This window comes from Trinickia violacea, from assembly GCF_005280735.1.
GTDB lineage: Bacteria > Pseudomonadota > Gammaproteobacteria > Burkholderiales > Burkholderiaceae > Trinickia_A > Trinickia_A violacea.
On record NZ_CP040077.1, the window covers coordinates 1,656,515 to 1,678,792 of the forward strand.

General features: G+C 59.4%; 16 protein-coding genes and 1 pseudogene. 11 read left to right on the forward strand and 6 right to left on the reverse strand.

Features of this window, described 5'->3' with window-relative positions:
- Window positions 1–87 precede the first annotated feature (87 nt).
- The 3 genes and pseudogenes from FAZ95_RS07525 to FAZ95_RS07535 all read left to right on the forward strand — a co-directional run.
- On the forward strand, window positions 88–732 hold the full coding sequence (locus FAZ95_RS07525; RefSeq protein WP_137331878.1) for a TetR/AcrR family transcriptional regulator: 645 nt from the start codon (window positions 88–90) through the stop codon (window positions 730–732).
- Between the two features lie 98 nt (window positions 733–830).
- Window positions 831–2,141, forward strand: a complete 1,311-nt coding sequence (locus FAZ95_RS07530; RefSeq protein ID WP_137331879.1) for an NAD(P)/FAD-dependent oxidoreductase — start codon at window positions 831–833, stop codon at window positions 2,139–2,141.
- A gap of 241 nt (window positions 2,142–2,382) precedes the next feature.
- Window positions 2,383–2,589 (forward strand): annotated as a pseudogene (locus tag FAZ95_RS07535) (IS66 family transposase); the annotation flags it as partial.
- Window positions 2,590–2,998: 409 nt separating this feature from the next.
- Here the strand turns inward: FAZ95_RS07535 and FAZ95_RS07545 are convergent.
- Window positions 2,999–3,940, reverse strand: coding sequence for a DMT family transporter (locus tag FAZ95_RS07545; protein ID WP_254699833.1), 942 nt, complete (start codon window positions 3,938–3,940; stop codon window positions 2,999–3,001).
- Between the two features lie 225 nt (window positions 3,941–4,165).
- Between FAZ95_RS07545 and FAZ95_RS07550 the strand changes: the two genes are divergently transcribed.
- The 3 genes from FAZ95_RS07550 to hutG all read left to right on the forward strand — a co-directional run bounded on the left by FAZ95_RS07550 (window position 4,166) and on the right by hutG (window position 8,004).
- Window positions 4,166–5,059, forward strand: coding sequence for an N-formylglutamate amidohydrolase (locus FAZ95_RS07550; protein WP_137331881.1), 894 nt, complete (start codon window positions 4,166–4,168; stop codon window positions 5,057–5,059).
- Between the two features lie 250 nt (window positions 5,060–5,309).
- A complete protein-coding gene (pruA, locus tag FAZ95_RS07555) occupies window positions 5,310–6,923 on the forward strand; it encodes an L-glutamate gamma-semialdehyde dehydrogenase (protein ID WP_137331882.1) in 1,614 nt (537 codons plus the stop codon).
- A 274-nt stretch (window positions 6,924–7,197) separates the two neighbouring features.
- Window positions 7,198–8,004, forward strand: a complete 807-nt coding sequence (hutG, locus tag FAZ95_RS07560) for an N-formylglutamate deformylase (protein ID WP_254699834.1) — start codon at window positions 7,198–7,200, stop codon at window positions 8,002–8,004.
- Between the two features lie 93 nt (window positions 8,005–8,097).
- Here hutG and FAZ95_RS07565 read toward each other — a convergent pair whose 3' ends face one another.
- From FAZ95_RS07565 to FAZ95_RS07580, 4 genes are read right to left on the reverse strand one after another with little or no spacing between them, the layout of a single operon-like run.
- Entirely contained in the window at window positions 8,098–9,027 is a 930-nt protein-coding gene (locus tag FAZ95_RS07565; RefSeq protein ID WP_137331884.1) for an electron transfer flavoprotein subunit alpha/FixB family protein, read from the reverse strand.
- Window positions 9,027–9,776 (reverse strand): electron transfer flavoprotein subunit beta/FixA family protein, encoded by a 750-nt coding sequence (locus tag FAZ95_RS07570; protein WP_137331885.1) that lies wholly within the window; start codon window positions 9,774–9,776, stop codon window positions 9,027–9,029. The genes FAZ95_RS07565 and FAZ95_RS07570 overlap by 1 nt, the downstream gene beginning before the upstream one ends.
- The gene (locus FAZ95_RS07575; RefSeq protein ID WP_137331886.1) at window positions 9,773–10,435 is read right to left on the reverse strand and encodes a HutD/Ves family protein; all 663 of its coding nucleotides are present in this window, start codon (window positions 10,433–10,435) and stop codon (window positions 9,773–9,775) included. The genes FAZ95_RS07570 and FAZ95_RS07575 overlap by 4 nt, the downstream gene beginning before the upstream one ends.
- Window positions 10,413–11,600, reverse strand: a complete 1,188-nt coding sequence (locus FAZ95_RS07580; RefSeq protein WP_137331887.1) for an NAD(P)/FAD-dependent oxidoreductase — start codon at window positions 11,598–11,600, stop codon at window positions 10,413–10,415. Before FAZ95_RS07580 ends, FAZ95_RS07575 begins: the two co-directional genes overlap by 23 nt.
- A gap of 352 nt (window positions 11,601–11,952) precedes the next feature.
- Here FAZ95_RS07580 and FAZ95_RS07585 point away from each other — a divergent pair, with 352 nt between their 5' ends.
- The gene (locus FAZ95_RS07585) at window positions 11,953–13,626 is read left to right on the forward strand and encodes an electron transfer flavoprotein-ubiquinone oxidoreductase (protein ID WP_137331888.1); all 1,674 of its coding nucleotides are present in this window, start codon (window positions 11,953–11,955) and stop codon (window positions 13,624–13,626) included.
- A 33-nt stretch (window positions 13,627–13,659) separates the two neighbouring features.
- On the opposite strand, the gene FAZ95_RS07590 is transcribed toward FAZ95_RS07585, so the two are convergent.
- Window positions 13,660–14,235 (reverse strand): TetR family transcriptional regulator C-terminal domain-containing protein, encoded by a 576-nt coding sequence (locus tag FAZ95_RS07590; RefSeq protein ID WP_254699835.1) that lies wholly within the window; start codon window positions 14,233–14,235, stop codon window positions 13,660–13,662.
- Window positions 14,236–14,996: 761 nt separating this feature from the next.
- On the opposite strand from FAZ95_RS07590, the gene FAZ95_RS07595 reads away from it, so the two are divergent.
- From FAZ95_RS07595 to putA, 4 genes are all read left to right on the forward strand, one after another.
- Entirely contained in the window at window positions 14,997–16,073 is a 1,077-nt protein-coding gene (locus FAZ95_RS07595) for an ABC transporter ATP-binding protein (protein ID WP_137331890.1), read from the forward strand.
- 324 nt (window positions 16,074–16,397) lie between these two features.
- Window positions 16,398–17,552 carry an ABC transporter permease gene (locus tag FAZ95_RS07600; protein WP_254699893.1) on the forward strand — a complete coding sequence of 385 codons (1,155 nt, stop codon included), beginning with the start codon at window positions 16,398–16,400 and terminating at the stop codon, window positions 17,550–17,552.
- 4 nt (window positions 17,553–17,556) lie between these two features.
- Window positions 17,557–18,393: an ABC transporter permease gene (locus FAZ95_RS07605; protein WP_137331891.1), complete on the forward strand. Its 837-nt coding sequence runs from the start codon at window positions 17,557–17,559 to the stop codon at window positions 18,391–18,393.
- A complete protein-coding gene (putA, locus tag FAZ95_RS07610; RefSeq protein ID WP_254699836.1) occupies window positions 18,383–22,201 on the forward strand; it encodes a bifunctional proline dehydrogenase/L-glutamate gamma-semialdehyde dehydrogenase PutA in 3,819 nt (1,272 codons plus the stop codon). The genes FAZ95_RS07605 and putA overlap by 11 nt, the downstream gene beginning before the upstream one ends.
- Window positions 22,202–22,278: the final 77 nt, after the last annotated feature.

The following is a 22,278-nucleotide window of genomic DNA, read 5'->3' on the forward strand; positions in this document are numbered from 1 at the left end:
GGCATCATCCGGGCCGGCGGCACGAGGCTGACGCCTGAGCGACGCGCCAGCTACCCGGGCAATCCGACGAAATAGAGGCTCGATCTGATGGAACATATGAACGCCGATGAGGCACGCGGTTCACCGGAGCGATGGCTCGAGGGCGCCTATGACTGTTTGCTCGAAGGCGGCGTCGAGTCGGTGCGCATTCTCCCGCTTGCCAAGAAGCTCAATCTGTCGCGCACAAGCTTCTATTGGTTTTTCAAGGACCGGGAAGCTTTGCTGGACGCGTTGTTGAGCCGATGGAAATCGAAGAACACGGGCAACTGGGTACAGCAAACCGAAGCCTATGCAGAGAGCGTCTGCGAGGCGGTGTTGAACGTGTTTGACTGCTGGTTCGACGACTCGATTTTCGATTCTCGTCACGAGGCGGCGATCAGGAGTTGGGCGCAACAATCTCCGACGATCGCGAACGAAATCGCGGACGCCGACGCGAAGCGGATTCGGGCATTGACCGGACTCTTCGAACGATTCGGCTACGAGACGCTGACCGCCGATGTGCGGGCCCGCGCCATGTACCTTACCCAGCTTGGTTACGTGTCGATGAGAATTCAAGAGGATATGTCGGTGCGCATGATGCGCATTGCTGGGTACGTCGAAATCTTTACGGGGCACCAAGCGGAGAATCGCGAATTGCGGCGTTTTTTTGCTCGTCGTGGCGTGCCCGAATTTCAGTGCTCACACGTTGATTGAGACGGCGAGTGCACGAGCGGCTGATTTTTCTGCCCGATATAAAGCATCCCGACCGCCAACAACCAGAAACGTTGTGAACCAGGCCTAGAATCGAAATCATGAACCATTCGTCTGGAAGAAGTTGGCCGATTTACCGAAACAGCAGTGGCTGGAACGCGATGCTGCCTCGCCGCGAACCCAAAACGTTACTGCCGGCGGTTCGCCGATACGATGTCGTCGTCATTGGCGCCGGCTATACGGGTGTTGCAGCTGCTCGACGTATCGCAGAAGAAAGGCCGGGCAGTTCCATCCTGCTTCTTGAATCCTCGGTCGTCGGAGAGGGTTCGGCCGGACGTAACTCCGGATTTGTCATCAACCTCCCACATAACACCGGTATGGCTGGGCATCGCAGCCCGTTGCAGTGGGCATTGACACAGATCCGCATCTACGCTTCCGGCTTAGATTGGCTGCGTCAACTAATGCATCGCTATCGAATAGACTGCTCGTGGAATGCCATCGGCAAATACCACGCTGCCGCTACTTCAGCCGGGGAAGCCAGACTGCGTGCGACCATCCAGCAGTATGCCGACTGGGGAATCCCCTACACCGAATTTGATCGAGGCGAACTAAAACAGCGTATTGGCACTGACTACTACCGCTACGGATTTCATTCCGAAAACAACGTTTTTGTTCAGCCTGCTGCGCTCATAAGAGGCCTGGTTGACAACCTGCCGAGCAATGTCACCGTTCTGGAGGGAACCCCTGTCACCGGTCTGTCGGAGCAATCGCCGTTCCACGTCACAACGACGCGCTGCGAGTTCACCAGCGACAAGGTGGTAGTCGCCAATAACGGTTTCGCAAAGTCACTCGGACTCTTGGGCGACAGGCTTGTCACGATTTTTACCTATGCAGCGATGACGGAGCAACTCTGTTCGAGTCAATTGGATCTGCTGGGAAATTCGTCCGAATGGGGTATTGTGCCGGCAAATCGGCTGGGCTCTACGCTTCGCCGAACCCAAGATGGTAGGTTGCTGGTCCGCTCCGCATTTTCGTATGAGCGCGAGGTCGCTGATGACTCCATCTTGCATTTGTTGACGGACAACTTTGCTCGCAGGTATCCACAACTTGAATCTCACAAATTTGAATACTTCTGGGGTGGGGTAACAGCCTTGACGCGCAATGGAGCCGCCTACTTTGGCGAGCTTCGGCCAAACATGTTCGTGTCCGTGGGCTGCAACGGGGCCGGAGTTCTCAAAGGCACAGTCTTTGGGAAGCTGCTGGGAGAACTTGTCGCCGGCAAAGAGTCGCAAGACCTCCTCGACGTGTTGACGATGGACAAACCTAGCTGGCTACCTCCCGAGCCATTTCGAAAGATAGCGGTCGCCTCGAGCATCATGTATCAGAAGGCGCTCGCGGGCTCAGAATGTTGAGCCGAACTGGAACATGTGAGCTCGTCGCCGCACAGTCCGCAAGCATTTTTGAGAATGTAAGCAATCTCAAGAGTCAAGGGCGGTCTCAATTGTCAAGTGCAGCGCTTTGCCAATCGGGTATTTTCCAATAACTTGCTTCGTCGCCTCATTCACCGTCAATTCGTAGGTGCAACGGCAGGCGGGTTACTTCGACGGGTACGGCACACTCCAACATGGTCGTAAGCGCTGGTCTAAACCGGCGATGCAGCCACCATCTTCATCTCGGAGCGACGAACTGCTGGCGCTGCGCGCTGAGCTCGCTGCAATGAAGAGCGGGCTGTGTGTGGTGGCAGTCGAGCGTGACTTGCTGCGCGAGACGCTCGAGACCTATCAGAGACGGTTGGATGCTGCCAAGAGCGAAATGCGTGGTGCCGAGCAGCGCGACTTATTTCTCAACGACGCAGAGGCATACGAAAGTAGGAGCTGACCGGCTCAGGCGAGCACCTCGAAACCTCGCGTTGGCCATAGCACTCCCGATCACACAAAGTTGTCCGTGACCGGGTCGATGCAGGTCTTACTGGGTGTTGTCGCCGGATTCGGCATCGGGACGGTCGCTGCGCTGACGGGGGGGGGCGGTGAGTTGCTGATCCGGCGATGGTGCGGCTCTTCGATGTCGACGTAAAGCTGGCCGGCAGTCTAAGTCTCGTTGTGAGCCTGCCGACCGTTCTGATCGGATTTGCGCGCTTTAGATAAAGCGTCAACAAATCACCGCTTATACATAACACGCTCTGCGGATCCAGTTGTAGAGTTGTCGCGCGCCGCTGCGGGTCGGTATCTGCGAACGATGCTCGTCGCAGAGGTCCCAGTTATCGCCATATTCAATCAAGGCTCACTGTGCCCTTAACGAGTTCCGCTTCCCTGTTACCTGAACGTTGGCGACCTGCTTCCAGCATCGCGATACTTCCGAGGATCAGGATCATGGCCAAAATTTCCAGTAGCCCGATGTGCTCACCGGCAGTCCAACCTATGAGAAGCGCAACAACAGGGGTGATATAGACTGCTCCCGCTGCAGCAACGGCGCCTAACTCCTGCAGGAGGAAGTAGTAAAGGAGAAATGATGCGCCTGTACCAAGCAATCCCAGTCCGATCACCATCCCTGCTGCGGCGCGCCAGTTCTGGAGTATCTGCCCGGTGCCTGCGACGTTGGTTAGGACAATGAGCAACAGCAATGCGAGGCCCATCTGCCACGTCACGATTGCAAGGGGAGCCAGGTTAATCGGAGAAACAAAGCGTCGGACATAGATATAGGACAGTCCAAAAACTATCGTTCCCGCTAGCATCCATGCGACGCCCACAAGGCTGATTGCGTTGTTGTCACTCATGCTAGTCCATGGGCGGGCGATCAGCGTGATGCCGGCCATTCCCAACGCGACACCGCATACCATCAACCGGTTCATCTTTTCATCGCGCAGAAACAGACCCGATGCCATCGAGGTGAAGATCGCCGAAGACCCTCCCAGCACGCCGGCGATGCCCGACGGGAGCAGCGAGGTACCCTTTGCCGTCGCGAAGTAGCAGAAAGCCGTTGTCAGGGCCGCCATCACTAAGAAATGATGCAGATAGCGCAACTGGCGAAGCCTCATGACATCTTTGCGCCACGCGAGCACAGCCAACGGCACGAAACCAAAGAGCACCCGCAAAAGCGATATCTGACCCGGGCTGATGAGTGCAGCCGCCCACTTCATGTAGATGAAATTTGATCCCCAGAATACTCCGAGAAGAACAAAGGCGATGTAGGTCCGTATCAAGTTGCGATCCAAGTAGATTTGTCTGTCGTCGCCGTCCCCGAGCCGGCGAGGGTGCAACATCTACGCGAAGCATAATCAGTGAAGATGCCGATAGGCGGCTTGTTGATCAGGCTTATAGATAGTACAAGCGACATTTGATTAATCGCGCCTTGGCATTCTGAATGTTAGTGTCCTCAGCTGCTTGCTCTATCAGGGTCTCGACGTTCTCGCGTTTCCGACCTAAGGAATATTTTGCAAATGGACAACCCAGGGTGCGAATTGCTGGTCCAGGGTGATTCTCCGATACTCGTCATTACACCGCATACGGGCACCTATATCCCATCCGAGCTGCTTCAGCATGCTGGATTGGTACCGGTGCAGGGCCGGGTTGCAGATCCCGCGGGCCTGGTCCTCCAGAGCGCCGCCCGGGACTCGGGCGCTTCGCTGATCGCTGCGCGTTACCACCCGTGCGAAATCGACTTCATGGTCGGCGTAGACAGCTTGCCGTTGTCGTCTGGCTTGATCCGTGGCCGGCTGTGTCGGACACATACTTCGCACGGTGAGGATTTATATGCACTCCGAACTGAATTAAGCGCCGAGGAGGTCGAAATGCGCGTCGAGAAGTATTGGCGCCCGTTTCATCGACGCATCGCGGAAGAACTTGAGCGTTTGCGCTCTAAGCATAGTCATGTGCTGCTGTTTGTATCGCATGCGAGCGGGTGGCTTTCGCTTTATCGAGGCCGGTCGACTGGACGCGATTGCAATATCGGTACAAATCAGGGTAAAGCCTGTAGCCGCCAACTCGTCGCGGCACTCACGGAGACGATTCAGGCACAAGGACGGTCCTGGGTTGTCAACGGCAATTCTGTCGAACTTTTCACGTCCCAGCACTACGGGAATCCCGTTGGCGGTGTCCATGTGATAGAAGCGGAAATTTCGGGTCGGTGGCGCAGTGATTGCGCTGCGCAGGTCGATGAAGCCTTGGTTGGTTCGAATAGGCAGGCTGCGGTTCTGGCCACCCTAAGCGACGACCAGGTCAATTGCGGGAGAGCGATGACGTTACTCTTGACTGCCCTTGAAGGCGGCTTGCGAAGCCTACCTGCGATTCCCCGTCCTCATGAGAGCTGGCGTGCGGATGCGTCGTCCCCATGAGAGGGCGCGCCGTGAAAGCTCCAAGGCATAACATGACGGAGCGGGAAGGTTAGTCCATGGCAGCGTCGATGGATCACTTCACAAGTACAGCAAATCCTGAATATAAGAGTGGGTGGATCAAACACCTGCCACGGTGGATGGGGCTACTCTTCAAATAGAAATCTACCGGCCGGAATTCCTCAGTTCAGGCTTTAGGTGCGCGAACAAGCGTCGGCCGGTTTATCCGTCCCACCGTTATCAAGGAGTAGGGGTGAATTCCAGTCCAAATTTTCCGTTGCCGGTCAACGAGCCCGAAGTCAGCTTCGACACAGGAACCAATGCCGCAGCGCAACTCGTGAAAGCGCTTGGCGATCGGGAGGTCGTCGAGATTCCTACCGTGATTGGCGGGAAGCGCTATTTCTCTAACGATACCGTCGAGGTGCGCGCGCCCCATGACCATCAGCGTCTGCTTGCGCGCATCCATCGTCCGACCGAAGCGCAGATCGGTGAAGCTATCGAGAACGCCCGATCCGTATCGCGCGACTGGGCGGCGCTGTCGCATGCGAGCCGCGCGACCATCCTGCATCGCGCAGCAGACATCATCGGCTCGCGCCTGCGCATGCGTATCAACGCCGCGACGATGCTCGGTCAGAGCAAGACCATCGACCAGGCCGAACCCGATTCGGCTTGCGAGTTGATCGACTTCCTGCGCTTCAACGCCTATAACGCACAACGCGTGTATGCCGAGCAGCCGACGTCGGTGGCAACCGCCGTTAATCGCACGGACTGGCGTCCTCTAGAAGGTTTCGTGTATGCCGTATCGCCGTTCAACTTCACGGCGATCGGCGGGAACCTGACTACTGCGCCGGCGATCATGGGCAACACCGTGCTGTGGAAGCCGTCGGAGAAGTCGGCGCTCGCGAACTGGATCTTCTACGAGGCGCTCGAAGAAGCGGGCTTACCCGCAGGCGTCATCAATTTCGTGCCGGGGGAAGCTGAACTAACGACGCGCGTGGTGCTCGGGTCGCCGGATCTCGCCGGTATCCACTTTACCGGTTCGTCGGCGGTGTTCCAGTCGCTGTGGAAGGGCGTCGCGTCGAAAGTCGACGCGTTCCGCACAATCCCGCGTCTTGTCGGTGAAACGGGTGGCAAGGACTTCGTGCTCGCGCATCCGTCCGCGCATCCTGACGAGCTCGCGATCGCACTGATCCGCGGCGCGTTCGAGTATCAGGGACAGAAGTGCAGCGCCGCGTCGCGCGCGTATATTCCGCAGAGCTTGTGGCCAGCAGTACGTGAACAGCTCGTCGAGCGTCTCGCGAAACTGAAGGTGGGCGATGTTGCCGACTTGAACAATACGTTCATGGGCGCGGTGATTTCTCAAGCATCGCACGCGAAGCTGAGCGCCGTGCTGAACGCCGCGAAGGACGACAGCAAGGTGACGGTCGTTTCCGGCGGCAAGACTTGGTCGGAGCCGGGCTGGTTCGTCGAGCCGACGGTGCTCGAAGTATCGGATCCGAAGCACGCGCTGATGACGACCGAGTTTTTCGGGCCGGTCCTATCGGTGTTTGTATATGCGGACAACGCGTGGTCGGAGACGCTGGCGCTGATCGATGCGACGAGCCCGTACGCGCTGACCGGCTCGATCTTCTGCACCGACCGGTTCGCGCTGCATGAAGCGGAAGACGCGCTCGTCAATGCAGCGGGCAATTTGTACCTGAACGACAAGCCAACCGGCGCGATGATCGGCCAGCAACCGTTTGGGGGCGGTCGTGCAAGCGGCACCAACGACAAGGCGGGCTCGTATCTGAACCTGCTGCGTTGGGTTTCGCCGCGGGTGGTCAAAGAGACCTACCTGCCTCCGCGCGAGTGGTCCTTCGGCGGTTAAGCCCAAGCTGACCCGACAGCCGCACGGTTTGCAGAATCGTGCGGCTTTTGTCCACATGCTTCCCCCGCAATCGGTTGAAGTGACGTGTCGCCGATTGCGAGCGCAGTAACGAGCTCGAAGCATTCGAGCCGCGAGCATTTTCGTCGCCTGCGACGCGCTTCCGCCGTCAGTTCAAGTCACCTTCCTTATCGCGGCGGATCGGCCATGCGCATTCGACACGATGACATGTCGCCGTGCGACTGACTCACTATCCCATCTCGCTGGAGTTCCCGTCGTGAACCACTTCCCGGTATTCGAATTCAAGGCCGGCGCATTGCCGTTGCTCGTGTCCATCCCGCATCTGGGGCGGATCATTCCGGATGAGCTGCTCGGCTCATACACCAGTGCGGCGAAAACGGTTGCTGACACGGACTGGCACCTCGATCAGCTATACGACTTTGCCGCACGGGCGGGCGCATCGGTGCTGAGCGCCCGTGTTTCGCGATATGTGATTGATCTCAACCGTCCGCCTTCGGGTGAAAGCCTCTATCCAGGACAAACGACGACGGGCCTTTGCCCGACCGAAACGTTTCGCGGCGAGCCGCTCTACCTTGACGGTAAGACACCGTCGGCCGAGGAGACGCAGGCGCGCGTGCGTGACTACCACGCTCCATATCATGCAAAGTTGCGCGAGACGCTCGACGCGATGCGCAAGGAACACGGCACGGTGCTGCTGTGGGAAGCGCACTCGATTGCAAGCGTGTTGCCGCGTCTCTTCGATGGCAAGCTGCCGGACCTGAACCTGGGGACGAATTCCGGCGATTCGTGTGACCCTCGCATCCTGGACGCGGTCACCGGAACGATCGATGCCCAACCGTATTCCTACGTCGCCAACGGCCGGTTCAAGGGCGGTTACATTACGCGCGAATATGGATGTCCGGAACTGGGCATTCATGCGATCCAGTTGGAGATGTGCCAGTCCACCTACATGAATGAGGAAGCGCCTTTCGACTACCGCCCAGATCTCGCGGCCAAGATCAAACCTGTCGTCGAACGTATGGTGCTGACTGCGCTGGAGGCGGTGCGCGCGCTGCCGCGCTGAGCGGTGTGCACACGAAAAGGCCGACACCGTGGGCCCCACGGTGCCGGCCAAAAACGGACATTGCGGACGCTGATACTGCCCGCTAAACGGAGATCAGAGCGCCTGCGTGATCTGCGGGACTGCTTCGAACAGATCGGCTACGAGACCGTAGTCAGCCACACTGAAGATCGGCGCTTCGGCATCCTTGTTGATCGCGACGATCACTTTCGAATCCTTCATGCCAGCCAAATGCTGGATCGCGCCAGAAATGCCGACCGCGATGTATAGCTGCGGCGCAACGATCTTGCCGGTCTGCCCGACCTGCCAGTCGTTTGGCGCGAAACCGGAGTCCACCGCCGCGCGCGATGCACCGACGGCGGCGCCGAGCTTCTGGGCGAGCGGATCGAGCAGCGCGAAGTTTTCCGCGCTGCCCATGCCGCGGCCGCCCGACACGACGATGCGCGCCGACGTCAGCTCGGGCCTCTCGCTGACGGCCACTTCACGTCGCACGAAGCGAACGCGAGTGTTTTCTGCGGCGGCGTCCTTCGTTTCGACCGGCGCGTTGCCGCCCGCCGCGGATGCCGCTTCGAAAGCGGTCGTGCGGATCGTTGCGACCTTCGCGGCATCAGCACATTGCACGGTCGCGATGGCGTTGCCTGCGTAAATCGGCCGATCGAAAGTGTCGGCCGAATGAATGGCAGTCACGTCCGAAATCTGTGATGCGTCGAGCTTTGCAGCAACGCGCGGCGCGACATTCTTGCCTGCTGCTGTCGCGGGGAAAAAGAGATGCGTGTAGCCGGATGCGAGCGCTAGGACCTGCGCCGCTACGTTTTCCGCGAGACCGTCGGCAAGGTGCGGTGCGTCGATCAGAATAACCTTGTCGACGCCTTCGATTGCACTGGCGGCCTGAGCAGCGGCCAGCGCGTCATGCCCGGCAACAAGCACGTGTACGTTGCCGTTCAACTGGCGCGCGGCCGTCACTGTATGCAGCGTGGCGGCCTTGAGCTGCGCATTGTCGTGTTCCGCAATGACAAGAGTGTTCATCAGATTACCTTCGCTTCGTTCCTGAGTTTTTCGATCAGCGTGGCGACGTCCGGCACTCGCGTGCCGGCCTTGCGCGCAGCAGGCTCAACTACCTTCAGCGTCTTCAGGCGCGGTGACGGATCGACGCCGAGCTCCGCGGGGCTGAGCGTATCGAGCGGCTTCTTCTTCGCTTTCATGATGTTCGGCAGGGTGACATAGCGCGGCTCGTTCAGCCGCAGATCGGTCGTGACGATTGCCGGCAACTGCAACTCGAGGACCTCGAGGCCACCGTCCACTTCGCGTGTCACGGTGGCGGTTTCGCCGTTGATTTCGATGCGGTTCGCAAAGGTCGCCTGCGGCCAGTCGAGCAGTGCCGCGAGCATCTGTCCGGTCTGGCCGGCGTCGTCGTCGATGGCCTGCTTGCCAAGGATGACGAGTTGCGGCTGTTCGCGTTCGACGGCAGCCTTGATCAGCTTGGCGACCGCAAGCGGCTGCAGTTCGGCATCGGTCTGGATGTGCAGCGCACGATCCGCGCCGATGGCCAGCGCCGTCCGCAAGGTTTCCACGCTTTGCGCCGTACCGCAAGTCACTGCGACGACTTCGCTTGCCTGGCCGGCTTCCTTAAGGCGCGTTGCCGCCTCGACGGCGATTTCATCGAACGGGTTCATCGACATCTTCACGTTGCCGATATCGACACCACTTTGGTCCGATTTGACGCGGACCTTCACGTTGTAGTCGACAACACGCTTGACTGCTGCAAACACTTTCATACGTTGTTTCCTCGCTTCTGTATGTCGGATGGGCCCACCGGTTCGATGGTGACCAGTGCCGCGGTGAATCCGGATATGCGTCGTCTGCCTGTCTGTACGACAAACGGCAACGGCGTGAGCACGAGGCTGCCGGCTTCCGGCCCGCACGTCATGACGGACGCTTCGTCAGGTGTCGTGGCAGAGTTGCCGTCTTCGGTATGCCACGCGCAACGGCCGTTCAGAGTAAGCACCAGCGTGAAAAATCCGGATGGCACCAGCGTCGCATGGCGCAGCGGCGTCATGCGTGCCCGAAAGCGACCATGAGCGGCCATTGCATTGAGCGCGATCACTGGACCTTCACACAGCGTTGCTTGCCACGCGCGTTCGCCGTCGTACCCGACCGGGATGCCGCGCTGCAGCCAGACTTCATCGGCTGCGTCGCGCAATGTGACGCCCGAGCCCTCCATGACGAGCGACAGACGGGTCATGCCGGCAAAACGCGAGTACGGGCCGTCGCGCTCGACGTCAGCCAGGCTCACGCGCCAGCCGCCGTCCGGTGCTTCGGCGAGCGCACGCGTTGTGCCGCCGCCGTTGCGCCAGCGCTGTGTCGGGAAGGACGCGAGCGGCTGAACTGCAACGCCAGCCGGCAACTGCGCGTCAGGAAACTGCGCCGAGGCCATATTTCCCTGTGAGAAGATCGCCCGTTGCGAAGCGTTCGATCGAATACGGCTTGAGCGAAACATCAGTCGGCAGGCCGAGCGCGCTTTGCGCGAGAACGCGGCCGACCGTCGGCGAGAGTTTGAAACCGTGCCCGGAGAAGCCGTAGCCAACTGTCAGTCCTTCAATTCCGGGGAGCGGGCCGAGCACGGGGTTCCAGTCGGGTGTTACGTCATACACTCCCGTCCACGACGACGCGATGCCTGCCGCCTCGTAGGCCGGGAAGCGCTCCGCGACCTGTGCACCAACGTCCACGATGTAGTCCATCGGGATATCGCCTTGTTCGGTGTCGGCCGCGTTGAGCTTTTCCCCCACCACGCCCTCGCTGACCAGCATCTGGTTGCCGCCATAGCAGCGGTAGTAGAGCATGCCTTCGGACGCGAGATCCTTGAACACCGGCATCTTGAAGGTGTAGGGCGCGCCTTCGCATTCGAGAGCGAGCACGGCGTGGCGCTCGGGCACGATCGGCAACGATCTGCCCGTCCAGCCGGCAAGCTCGGGTGTCCAGATGTTCTGCGTGCTAATCACGTTGGAGGTGGAGAAGTCACCGACGCTGGTCGAGACGCCAACGACCTTGTTATTCTCGAGCAGCAGGCGGTGCACCGTTACGTTCTCGCGGATAGTCACGCCGCCACGGCGTGCGGCGCGCGCAAAACTGGTAGCGGTCAGGTAGGCATCCGCAAAGCCGGCTTCCGGCTCGTAGCCGATCAACGCGGCGTCGTCGAATCGGGCTATTGGGAGCAGCTCCTTTGCCTGTCGTGCGTCGAGCAGCTCAAGCGGAATGCCTTGCTGTTTCTGCTGATCGAGCGATGCGCGCAAGGGTTCAAGCTTGTCGCCGTCGGCGGCCACAATCATGTAGCCGGATTTCACCAGGCCGCAGGAAGCTTCGTCGTCGCCGAGATAGGCCGCGAAATCGTTGAACACGGACCATGACTTGCGTGCCAGTTCGACGTTTTCCTTCACCGAATAGTGTGTACGAAGGATGCCTGACGACTGCGAGGTCGTGCCTGCACCAATCGTCGCGCGATCCAGTACCAGGACGTTCTTCGCTCCAAGCTTAGACAGCTGAAACGCGACGGAGCTTCCGATCACGCCAGCACCGATTACCACGACATCATATGTATTCACGATTCTGCTTCCTTGTTTGAGTCCGACCGTGGACAGCAGTGTGCGGTCCTTTTTGGGAAGCGCCGTCAATATAAATAGGCGCGATGTTTAGCAGAAGCCGTTCTCGTGCAGCGGTGGATACAAAACTCGTACGACGTCCGCTAGACGGTCGCGAGCCCGCTGTTTTGCGAGTGGCGGGGGGCAGTCAACGCGGGAAAATTCCTGGGGCGCAGCCTGTCCGCATGAGCGGGCGGAATTCAAGGGACGCTTGTATGCAGCATAACCGTCGCTAATAACGTTCTACGTCCCGCCGGGCGACCTCTAGGATGGTCGACAGGTCATCCTGGTAGATAGACATGCGAGACGTGCGGATATGAACACACACACCCTCACTGACGAGGCGGTCGAACGCGAATCGATGGAGTACGACGTGGTGATCGTCGGCGGCGGCCCTGCGGGGCTTTCTGCGGCGATACGGTTGAAGCAGTTGGCGGCGCAAAGAGGCGTCGAATTCGGCGTCTGCGTGCTCGAAAAAGGCTCGGAGATCGGCGCGCACATTCTGTCGGGCGCGGTCATGGACCCACGCGCGCTCAACGAACTGATTCCCGACTGGAAGGAAAAGGGCGCTCCACTCAATGTCGAGGTGACCGAAGACCGGTTCCTGTTCTTGACCGAGAAAGGCGCCGTCAAGACTCCTAATTGGGCGCTGCCGGACAACTTCAAGAATCACGGCAACTACGTGATCAGCCTCGCGAACGTCACGCGCTGGCTCGGCCAGCAGGCCGAAGCGCTGGGCGTCGATATCTTCCCGGGCTTCCCAGCTGCTGAAGTCTTGTATAACGACGATGGTTCGGTCAAAGGCGTCGTGACCGGCAACATGGGCGTCGGCAAGGATGGCGAGCCCACCGAGAACTTCCAACTCGGCATGGAGTTGCACGCGAAATACACGCTCTTCTGCGAAGGTGCGCGCGGCCACCTGGGCCGTCAGTTGAACGAGCGGTTCAAGCTCAACAAGGATTCGGACCCGCAGGTCTATGGCATCGGCATCAAGGAACTGTGGGAGATCGATCCGGCCAAGCACCAGCCGGGGCTAGTGATCCATACGGCCGGCTGGCCGCTCGATACCGACACCTACGGCGGCTCGTTCCTCTATCACATCGACAACAACCAGGTGATGGTGGGCTTCGTGGTCGGCCTGGGCTATACGAATCCGTATCTCTCGCCGTTCGAGGAGTTCCAGCGCTACAAGACGCATCCGTCGATCCGTGCCTTCCTCGAAGGCGGCAAGCGTGTCTCGTACGGCGCGCGTGCGATCACCGCGGGCGGCTTGATGTCGCTGCCGAAGCTGGTGTTTCCGGGCGGCGCGCTGGTCGGCGACGACGCGGGCTTCCTGAATGTATCGCGCATCAAGGGTTCGCACGCGGCAATCAAAACCGGGATGCTAGCCGCCGAGGCTGCGTTCAACGCGGTGCAATCACATCGCCATGGAGATGAGCTGACCTCCTACCCGCAGGCGTTCAGGCGATCGTGGCTGGCTGACGAGCTACACAGGGCGCGCAACTTCAAGCAATGGATGAGTAAGGGCCTGTATCTCGGCACGCTGATGGTCGGGCTCGAGCAAAAGCTGTTGGGTGGCAACGTGCCGTGGACGCTGCACCATAAGCACTGGGATCACGAGACGCTTAAGCCCGCCTCGCAGTGCAAGCCGATTGACTACCCGAAGCCGGACGGCAAGCTGACATTCGACCGGCTCTCGTCGGTGTTCATCTCGAACACGAATCACGAGGAAAACCAGCCGGCGCATTTGACGCTCAAGGATGCTTCGGTGCCGGTGAACGTGAACCTGCGCACGTATGCCGGTCCCGAGGGCCGTTTCTGCCCGGCGGCGGTCTATGAGTTCGTGAAGAACGACGATGGCAGCGACCGGCTCGTCATCAACGCGCAGAACTGTGTGCACTGCAAGACCTGCGACATCAAAGACCCGACGCAGAACATCGTGTGGGTTGCACCAGAGGGTGGGGGCGGTCCGAATTATTCAAACATGTAGATCCGGGACGGATGTGAAGGCAGTGAACGCTACTCAATGCGCCGAAGCCGATCGCCTCATGTTGGATTTCCAGACCCAATGCGTCGCGTTGTCGATCATCCCGTGGAAGATCCCAATGACTTCGTCCATCGAAATGCTGCCCGCGACCTTGTGCTCGATCCACAAACCATGCACGAGTGCCATGGCTTGGACTGCGTGTATGCGCGCCATGGCCGGGTCGCATCCAGCTTGCTTCAAATCAAACAGGAAGTTGGACCGCAGACGGCGCGAGAACGCCGCGCACAGCCTCTGGACCTCCGCATCGTGCGCAGATGAACTCCACATGTGCGGCCATACGTTTGCGGCGCCCGGGCTCATGACTTCTTGGTTGAAGCACATATCAGCCGTGAATTTCATGCGCTCGACAGGGTCGGCGATGCCCCGGCGGCCGCTGGTCAACTGGTCGCGCATCCGTCGGATGAGGTGCACGAAGGTCTTATACACAAGATTGCTCTTGTTTTCGAAGTGGTGGTGCGCGAGGCCGACTGACACGCCGGCATAGTCGCTTACCTTTCTAATTGTAAGTTTTTCGAGTCCGACATCGCCAACTACGGCCAACGTGGCATCCAACAGTCTCGTTCGCATCCCTTCATAGTGCGACCCGTCTTCCTTCCGAGAGTCGATGATCTCTGATGCCGTTTGCATTAAAGGATCCCAATTGTTGTTGACGAATGTTGCGGAGAACGACTCAGGCTGAAGCCATCCCCTGTCCTCCGGGACATCTTACCCGCAGCTTGGGAGCTGAACAACTGTTCATCGTGCGATGGAACGCATCCTTATCGAAGTTGAACAAGTGTTCACTTGTTGTGAGGATGATTTGGACCGATGAAGCGTTTTATTAACCAAAAACCGCAAAAACTGCGCGGTAAAATTATTTTTGACACGGCTTGAGCTTCGCTATAGTAGGGAAAACGCCAAATGAGTTGAACGGACGTTCAGTATACGATGCGTTAAATCGAACGGGAAATCCGCTTTGAACTGAGCAAGGGTTCAGTGTTGCGAATTCCGGGGGGGGCGAGCGAAAGCGTCGCGCGGCTCTCGGCGTCGTAAGCGCAACTCGTCGAGCGTGACAGAGGGAGGTAGCGACCCAGTGTCAGAGCGCTACGCATGGAGAAAATAAGGACAACCAATGGTCAAGGCAACAAGGGTAGTAAAAGCGGCAATCAACTGGTGGCGTAAGGAGACTTCAGAACCGGAACGCGTCGAACGTAACGCTCAGCTGGTTCTGGAGCTACTGCGCGTGGCACCGCAATGACGGGACGCGCGGAGCGCGCGCTTCAGGCGCGGAAGTCCTGACCCGGGCAATGGCAAGATTCTCTTGAGGAATAGTGATGTCAACAATTGTTTCTTTCAAAAACGTCCAGAAGACGTACGACGGCGAAACGTTGGTGGTGAAAAACCTGAACCTTGATATCAAGGAAGGCGAATTTCTCACCATGCTGGGGCCGTCCGGTTCGGGAAAGACCACTTGCCTGATGATGCTGGCGGGATTCGAGACGGCCACGCACGGAGAAATCCTGCTACAGGGCCGGCCGATCAACCGCATTCCGCCTGAGCGCCGCAACATCGGGATGGTGTTTCAGAGCTATGCGCTCTTTCCGCACAAGTCCGTCGCCGAGAACCTCGCCTTTCCTCTCAAGGTGAGGAAGGTCGGAAAGGCGGAGATCGAGAAGAAAGTTCAGGGTGCGTTGCGGATGGTGAACATGGAGAAGTTCGCCAACCGGATGCCAGCCCAACTGTCCGGTGGTCAGCAGCAACGTGTCGCGGTCGCAAGAGCGCTCGTGTTCGAGCCGGCGCTGGTGCTGATGGATGAACCGCTCGGCGCGCTCGACAAGCAGCTTCGCGAGCAGATGCAGTACGAAATCAAGCAGATCCATGCGCAAAGTGGGCTGACCGTCGTCTATGTCACGCATGACCAAAGTGAAGCAATGACGATGTCCGATCGCATTGCAGTCTTCAACAACGGAATCATTCAGCAACTGGCGACACCGTCGAGGCTATACGAGCAGCCTGAGAACGCGTTCGTCGCGCGCTTCATCGGCGAGAGTAACGAGCTTAAGGGAACCATTGCAGACGTAAGTAGCGAGCGTTGCACAGTCAAGCTTGATGGTGGGCACACCATCAAGGCCAGCACTGGGGCCGTGCTCAGGGCTTCGAGTAACGCCTGCGTATCGCTTCGACCGGAGCGCATTGCAATTGGAGAGCACGCGAAGACATGTGACAACGTGTTTAGCGGTGGTGTAAAGGACTTGATCTATTACGGGGACCATTTGCGGCTCGTGATGCAGATCTGCGGCAGGGACGACTTCATCGTCAAGCTGCCGAACGATGGCGCTGCGCGAACGCTGCGAGTGGGTGATTCCGTACACGTTGGCTGGATGGCGGAAGCGTGCCGCGCGCTGCAGTAGAGGCGTCGCCGATAGCTGTTCGCTCCCTCGGATAAGTTCGCAGGCTGGAAGTCCCCACGAATCTGGGTGATTGACAAGGCCGAACATAAAGCGGGCGAATCCGGCAGGCAGCAACGGGGCCCCGGTTGCGTGCACTCGATCCGAGGCGCGTCTTCCTGAAGCTTGGCTTAACACGGATGTGGCCGAAAGGCCGCCGCTAGGAAAATGATTCTTCCCACTGATATGACGGTTCCATCGAGTGACGTTCAGACCGTGAACGTAGAAAACTCACAGGGACTGAAAGCCCGACTCCGCAGGGCGGAGCGAAACCATCGCGTGAAGGCGATGTTGCTGGTTCTCCCGCTGCTTGCGTTCCTGCTCGTCACCTTCCTCGTTCCAATTGGCAGTCTGCTGCTAAAGAGCTTCCGGGACCCGACCATCTCGAACGAGTTGCCGCACGCCGCCGTCTTGCTGCGCAGCTGGGATCCGGCAGTGGGACATCTGCCGGACGAGAAGCTGTACGAGGCATTTGGGACCGACCTTCTGGCAGCGAAGGCAAACGATGGGGTGAGCCGCGTTGCCTCGCGACTGAACTTCGACGAGGTGGGATTGCGCAGTCTGATGATGAAGACAGCGCGGCATCTGGGCGAACCGCAGACCGGCTCTTGGCATACGCGTCTCTCGGCGATCGATTCACGCTGGGACGATATCTCGACGTGGTCGACGCTCAAGTATGCCGCTTATCCTTGGACCTTCGATTACTACCTGAAGGCCTTCGACTTCAAGCGCGATGCGGATGGCGCGATCGTTCGACAAAAGGAGAGCCAGCGCCTGTACGTAGATGTGTTCGTCCGTACCGCATGGGTCAGCGTGCTTGTGAGCTTTCTGTGCCTGCTGTTTGGCTATCCCGTCGCTTACTTCCTTGCCAACATTCCTGCACGCTACAGCAACCTGTTCATGATCATGGTACTGCTGCCGTTCTGGACTTCTATCCTCGTGCGAACGACGGCGTGGGTCGTCGTGCTTCAGACGCATGGTGTGGTGAACGACTTGCTCGTGCACCTTGGGTTCAGCCGGATGTCTCTGATATACAACCGCTTCGGTGTGCTGGTAGCCATGACGCACATTCTTTTGCCGTACGCGATTCTCTCGCTCTATAGCGTGATGAAGGGTGTCCCGTCCGTGTACGTGAAGGCTGCCCGCTCGCTTGGCGCGGGTCCGATTCGTTCGTTCTTCCAAGCCTACTTTCCGCAGACACTGCCTGGTGTAGGCGCGGCGGGAATGCTGACCTTCATTTTGGCGGTGGGGTACTACATCACCCCGGCTATCGTGGGTGGACCCGACGACCAGCTGGCGAGCTACTACATCGCCAACCACGTCAACACCACCCTGAACTGGGGCCTCGCGAGCGCACTGGCATCGGTGCTATTGGTCGGTGTCCTGCTCATTTACGGCATCTTCGTACGGATCACCGGCGGCGCTGGTGTGAAACTGGGGTAAAGGCATGTTCCAATTTCCTGCTTACGCGACTGTCTGGGGACGGGTAGGGCGCGTCTCCTATGTCGTGCTCTCACTGTCGGTACTGCTGTTTCTGGTGTCGCCCATCCTGGTCGTGATGCCACTGTCGTTCAACTCGCAACCGTACTTCACGTATCCGTTGCCCGGGGTGAGCCTGCGCTGGTACCACGAGTTCTTCGACAGCCCGGACTGGATGCTGGCGCTGAAAAACACCCTGATTACGGGCGTTTCAGCTACCGCAATCGCAACGGTTCTTGGCGTGACGGCGTCGTTGGGTTTAACGAGCAGCCGCATCCGCGGCAAAGCGATCATAACGGGCATCCTGATTTCGCCGATGATCGTGCCGCTGATCATTACGGCTGTTGGCGTCTATTTTGCTTTCAGCCCGCTCGGACTCACAAGCAGTCTGCTCGGCCTGATTCTGGCCCACGCTGCACTGGGTGCTCCGTTCGTCGTCGTGACGGTTACCGCGACGCTCGCCGGCTTTAACGAAACGCTTTCCAGAGCAGGACGCAGCTTGGGTGCATCTCCGTTGCGTGTGTTCCTGCAAATCAAGCTTCCGATCATTGCGCCTGGAGTCGTGTCGGGCGCGCTGTTCGCATTCGCAACGTCGTTTGACGAGATTGTCGTCGCGCTTTTCCTGACGGGTCCAGACCAACGCACGATCCCGCGGCAAATGTGGGCGGGAATCCGGGAGCAGTTGAGTCCGACGATTCTCGCGGTCGCAAGCCTGCTGGTTGTGATTTCAACGCTGCTGCTGCTTACGCTCGAGCTTTTGCGCCGTCGAACCGAACGGCTTCGCGGGATCAACCATGCTGCCTGAGATCGAAGCCACTCCATCGCCCACTACCGTTCACTCCATCATGCTGTCGAAAATTCAGGAAATGCAGGCGGAAACCACCGATCTCTCGGTTCTGCGGCAACGTATCAAGGACGCTTCGAATCTGCCGGAAGATGTCGTCGTCGGCGAGCTGATCAATGCGGCTCGCATGGATGCAGACACGCTGTCTCGTGTGCAGGCGCTGGCGTCGCGCCTTGCCCAAGGCGTTCGGGATACGCGGATCAACGCAGGCGGCGTCGACCTTCTAACCCAGGAGTTTTCTCTCGACAGCCGCGAGGGTATCGCGCTGATGTGCCTTGCCGAGGCGATGCTCCGCATTCCCGATACGCCGACCCGCAATCAGCTGATCCGCGACAAGATCGTCGATGCTGACTGGCGTGCGCATATCGGCAAATCGCCGTCGCTGTTCGTGAATGCGACGGCGTGGGGACTTCTGGTCACCGGCAAGCTGCTGAAGCAGCCGGATGAAAGTTCGCTTGCGGAAGCACTGACGAGCGTCATCCGCAAAGGCGGGGAGTCGGTTGTACGCTCCGGCGTCGCCTATGCGATGCGGCTCCTTGGCAAGCAGTTCGTGACGGGCCAGACCATTGAAGAGGCGATTCGCGTTGCGAAATCGCGAGAGGGACAGGGATACCGGTACTCGTACGACATGCTGGGCGAAGCGGCACTCACGGAGGAAGACGCACGGGCGTACTTCGAGTCGTATCGGCATGCGATCGAGGCGATCGGCAAGGATGCGGCCGCTCGCGGCCCGATCGAAGGTCCTGGCGTGTCCGTGAAGATATCTGGCCTTCACCCCCGATACGAACTCTCGCAGCGCGAGCGGGTCATCGAGGAGCTCTATCCCCGCCTACTCAGCCTCGCGGAGCTCGCGAAGAAGTACGGGATCGGGTTTCACCTTGATCAGGAGGAGTCCGCCCGCTTCGACCTGACACTCGAGATGCTAGAACGGCTTTGCCTTGAGCCGTCGCTGAGAGGCTGGAATGGAATCGGGATTTCCCTTCAGTCCTATCAGAAGCGCGGGCGGTTCGTGGCCGAGTGGCTGATTGCGCTGGCCCGGTCCACGGGGCGGCGCATCAATACGCGTCTCGTCAAGGGGGCGTACTGGGATACCGAAATCAAGCTCGCACAGGATTCGGGTAGCGAAGGCTACCCGGTATTCACCCGCAAGGTGCACTCGGACGTTAGCTATATCGCCTGCGCGAAGGCGCTGATTGCCGCCCCGGATGCGATTTTCCCGCAGTTCGCGACGCACAACGCATTCACGATCGCTGCAGTCCATACGTTGGCGGGTGACGGTGAATACGAGTTTCAGTGTCTTCACGGGATGGGCGAAAGCGTGTACGACCAGATCGTCGGCGCTTCGAAGCTGGGCCGGGCCTGCCGTGTCTACGCCCCCGTCGGTCCACACGCGACTTTGCTCGCGTATCTCGTTCGCCGACTGCTGGAGAACGGTGCTAACTCGTCATTCGTCAATCAGGTGGTTGATCCGTCGGTGAGCATCGCCGAGATCGTCGCGAACCCGATGGAGAAAGCCGCGCGTACGCAAGGTCGCATGCACGAAGGTATCCCCAGCCCGAGAAACGTGCTGCCTGGGCGCATCAACGCCGCATCGCTCGACTTCGCGAGTTCGCCACAGTTCAGGAAAGCGGTCGATGAGCTTCATGGTGGCCGGATCAACGTAGTGAAGTCGATCGTTGCCGGGGAGGTTGTGCCCGATTCGGAGACCACCAGCCTGATCTATAGCGCTGCGGATTCGACCCAGGTCATTGGTAGCATCGACACCTGCCTGCCCGGTGCGATTGATCTTGCGCTTCAGAGGGCGAACGAAGGCTGTACTTCGTGGGGCGGTACAAGCGCTGAGTCGCGTGCCTCCATCCTCGACGCCGTAGCCGCGAAATTCGAGGAGGGGGCGGCGGCGCTGGGGGCGCTGCTCGTAACGGAAACCGGCGCTACGTTGGCCGAAGCGGCGGACGAAGTACGAAGTGCAGTCAATTTGTGTCGCCTCTACGCGTACGAGCTGACAACCGAAAGGCGGCTGCAGACCACAAATCCGCTGGGTGTCGTTGCCTGCATTACATCGGCAGCCACGCCGCTGATGTCGCTTGTCGGACAGGTCGCTGCCGCCCTGGCTGTCGGCAATGCGGTGATTGCCAAACCGGCTAGGTGCGGATCGCTGATTGCCTATGAAGTCGTGTCGACATTCCTGCGTGCGGGTACGCCGCCGACGGCTATCCAGCTTCTGTTAGGCAGTGGGGAGACGGTTGGGCGCGCCCTGATCGTAGACCGGCGCATTCAGGCTGTGCTGTACGCGGGCTGCAATGCGACCGCTGTAAAGCTCTCGTCGCAGATCGCGGCGCTCGGACGCGCACCGAAGCTTCTGTTCGCGGTTCGAAGCGTCAATGCAATGATCGTGGACAGCTCCGCGTTGCCGGAACAGGTCATCTTCGATGCGACGGTTTCGGCTTTCAGATCGGCTGGGCAGGCCGCGTCGTCTCTGCGCATCCTTTGCCTGCAGGATTCCACCGCCGAGAAGACGCTAAAGATGCTCAAAGGCATTCTCAGTGAAAGGAGGACCGGGAATCCGCTCGATGTCGCGACCGACATTGGCCCCGTCGCAACTCAGGAGATGAAAGTAGTCGCCGAAGAGTATCTGGAGCGGATGCGACGCGCGGGCTTTGCGGTCACGCGAGGCAGGAGTACCGAGGAAAGCGAGAACGGCAACTATGTGGCGCCTGCCATCATCGACATGGGAGGGGTGGAAAATCTGGTCTCGGTCGCGCAGAACGCGACTGGCCCGATCCTGCATGTCGTGCGCTACCGTACGGGCGAGTTCGACAACCTGCTCGAGCGACTCAACGCGACCGGCTGCGGTGTCCTTGGTCTCCATACGCGGATAAACGAGGTCGCGGGCAAGCTCCTCTCAAAGTCGACCGCAAGCAGCGTGTGCGTGAACCGGGCGATGCACTCGGCTTTTGTCGGTATGCAGCCATCGGGAGGCGTGGGCGCGGCCGGTACCGGGCCCATGATGGCGGGGCCTCTCACGTTGCCTGCGCTGACGAAACAGGGGAGCGGTGAGCTTGCACCGAGCGAAGGACCGTTTGCAGTGGACCATGGGATTAGCAGTGCAAAGTACTTCGAGTTTGCTGTCGAGCGCGACGGCGGACGGTGGGAGGGGCGCCGCGAGGCATTGGCTAGTGAAAAAGGATTCCGCCGGAAGTGTGTCGACGAACTTTTTGCTTTGTTGGTGACGGCTCCCAACGGCCGCACGAACGGCGTGAAGATATCCGGAATGCGCGACGCGTTGATACAGCAGATCTCGACATTGGATCCGGTCAGCCTGCCAGCGCTCACCGGCGAGGAAAATACGATCGAGTTCCTGCCCCGCGGTCGGGTCCTGTGTGCGGCCAGGCAGTTCGATGCGGTGGTGTTTCAAGCCATGATCGCGAGTGCCTTTGGCAATCAGATCGTGCTGATGCCGTCAGAGGCAGCCGGAAAGATCAAGCGCGTCCTGGGCGATCGATGCCACATCGCGGATAGCACCAGCATCCAGGAATTGATCGAGCGCGAATCCGGTTCGGGGCCGGCAGTGATGCTTCTCGCAGCGGGCGAGGGCGCGCCGGCGGATCTGACGAGCGCCTGCCTCGAACGGCGGATTCCCGTGATCGAGTCGGGCTTCGAAGAAGGATGCGACTTTGCCGCTCTTGTTCGCGAGCGGATCACGACCGTCAACGCCAGCGCGGCCGGCGGAAACACTCAACTAATGGTGATGAGCGAAGGCGGTTTGTGATGGCACGGAACATCATTCCGTTCGGCGGCGATGCGGTGTGTTCACCCATAGTCCGGCGCGCCAGGTACTTCGGCACC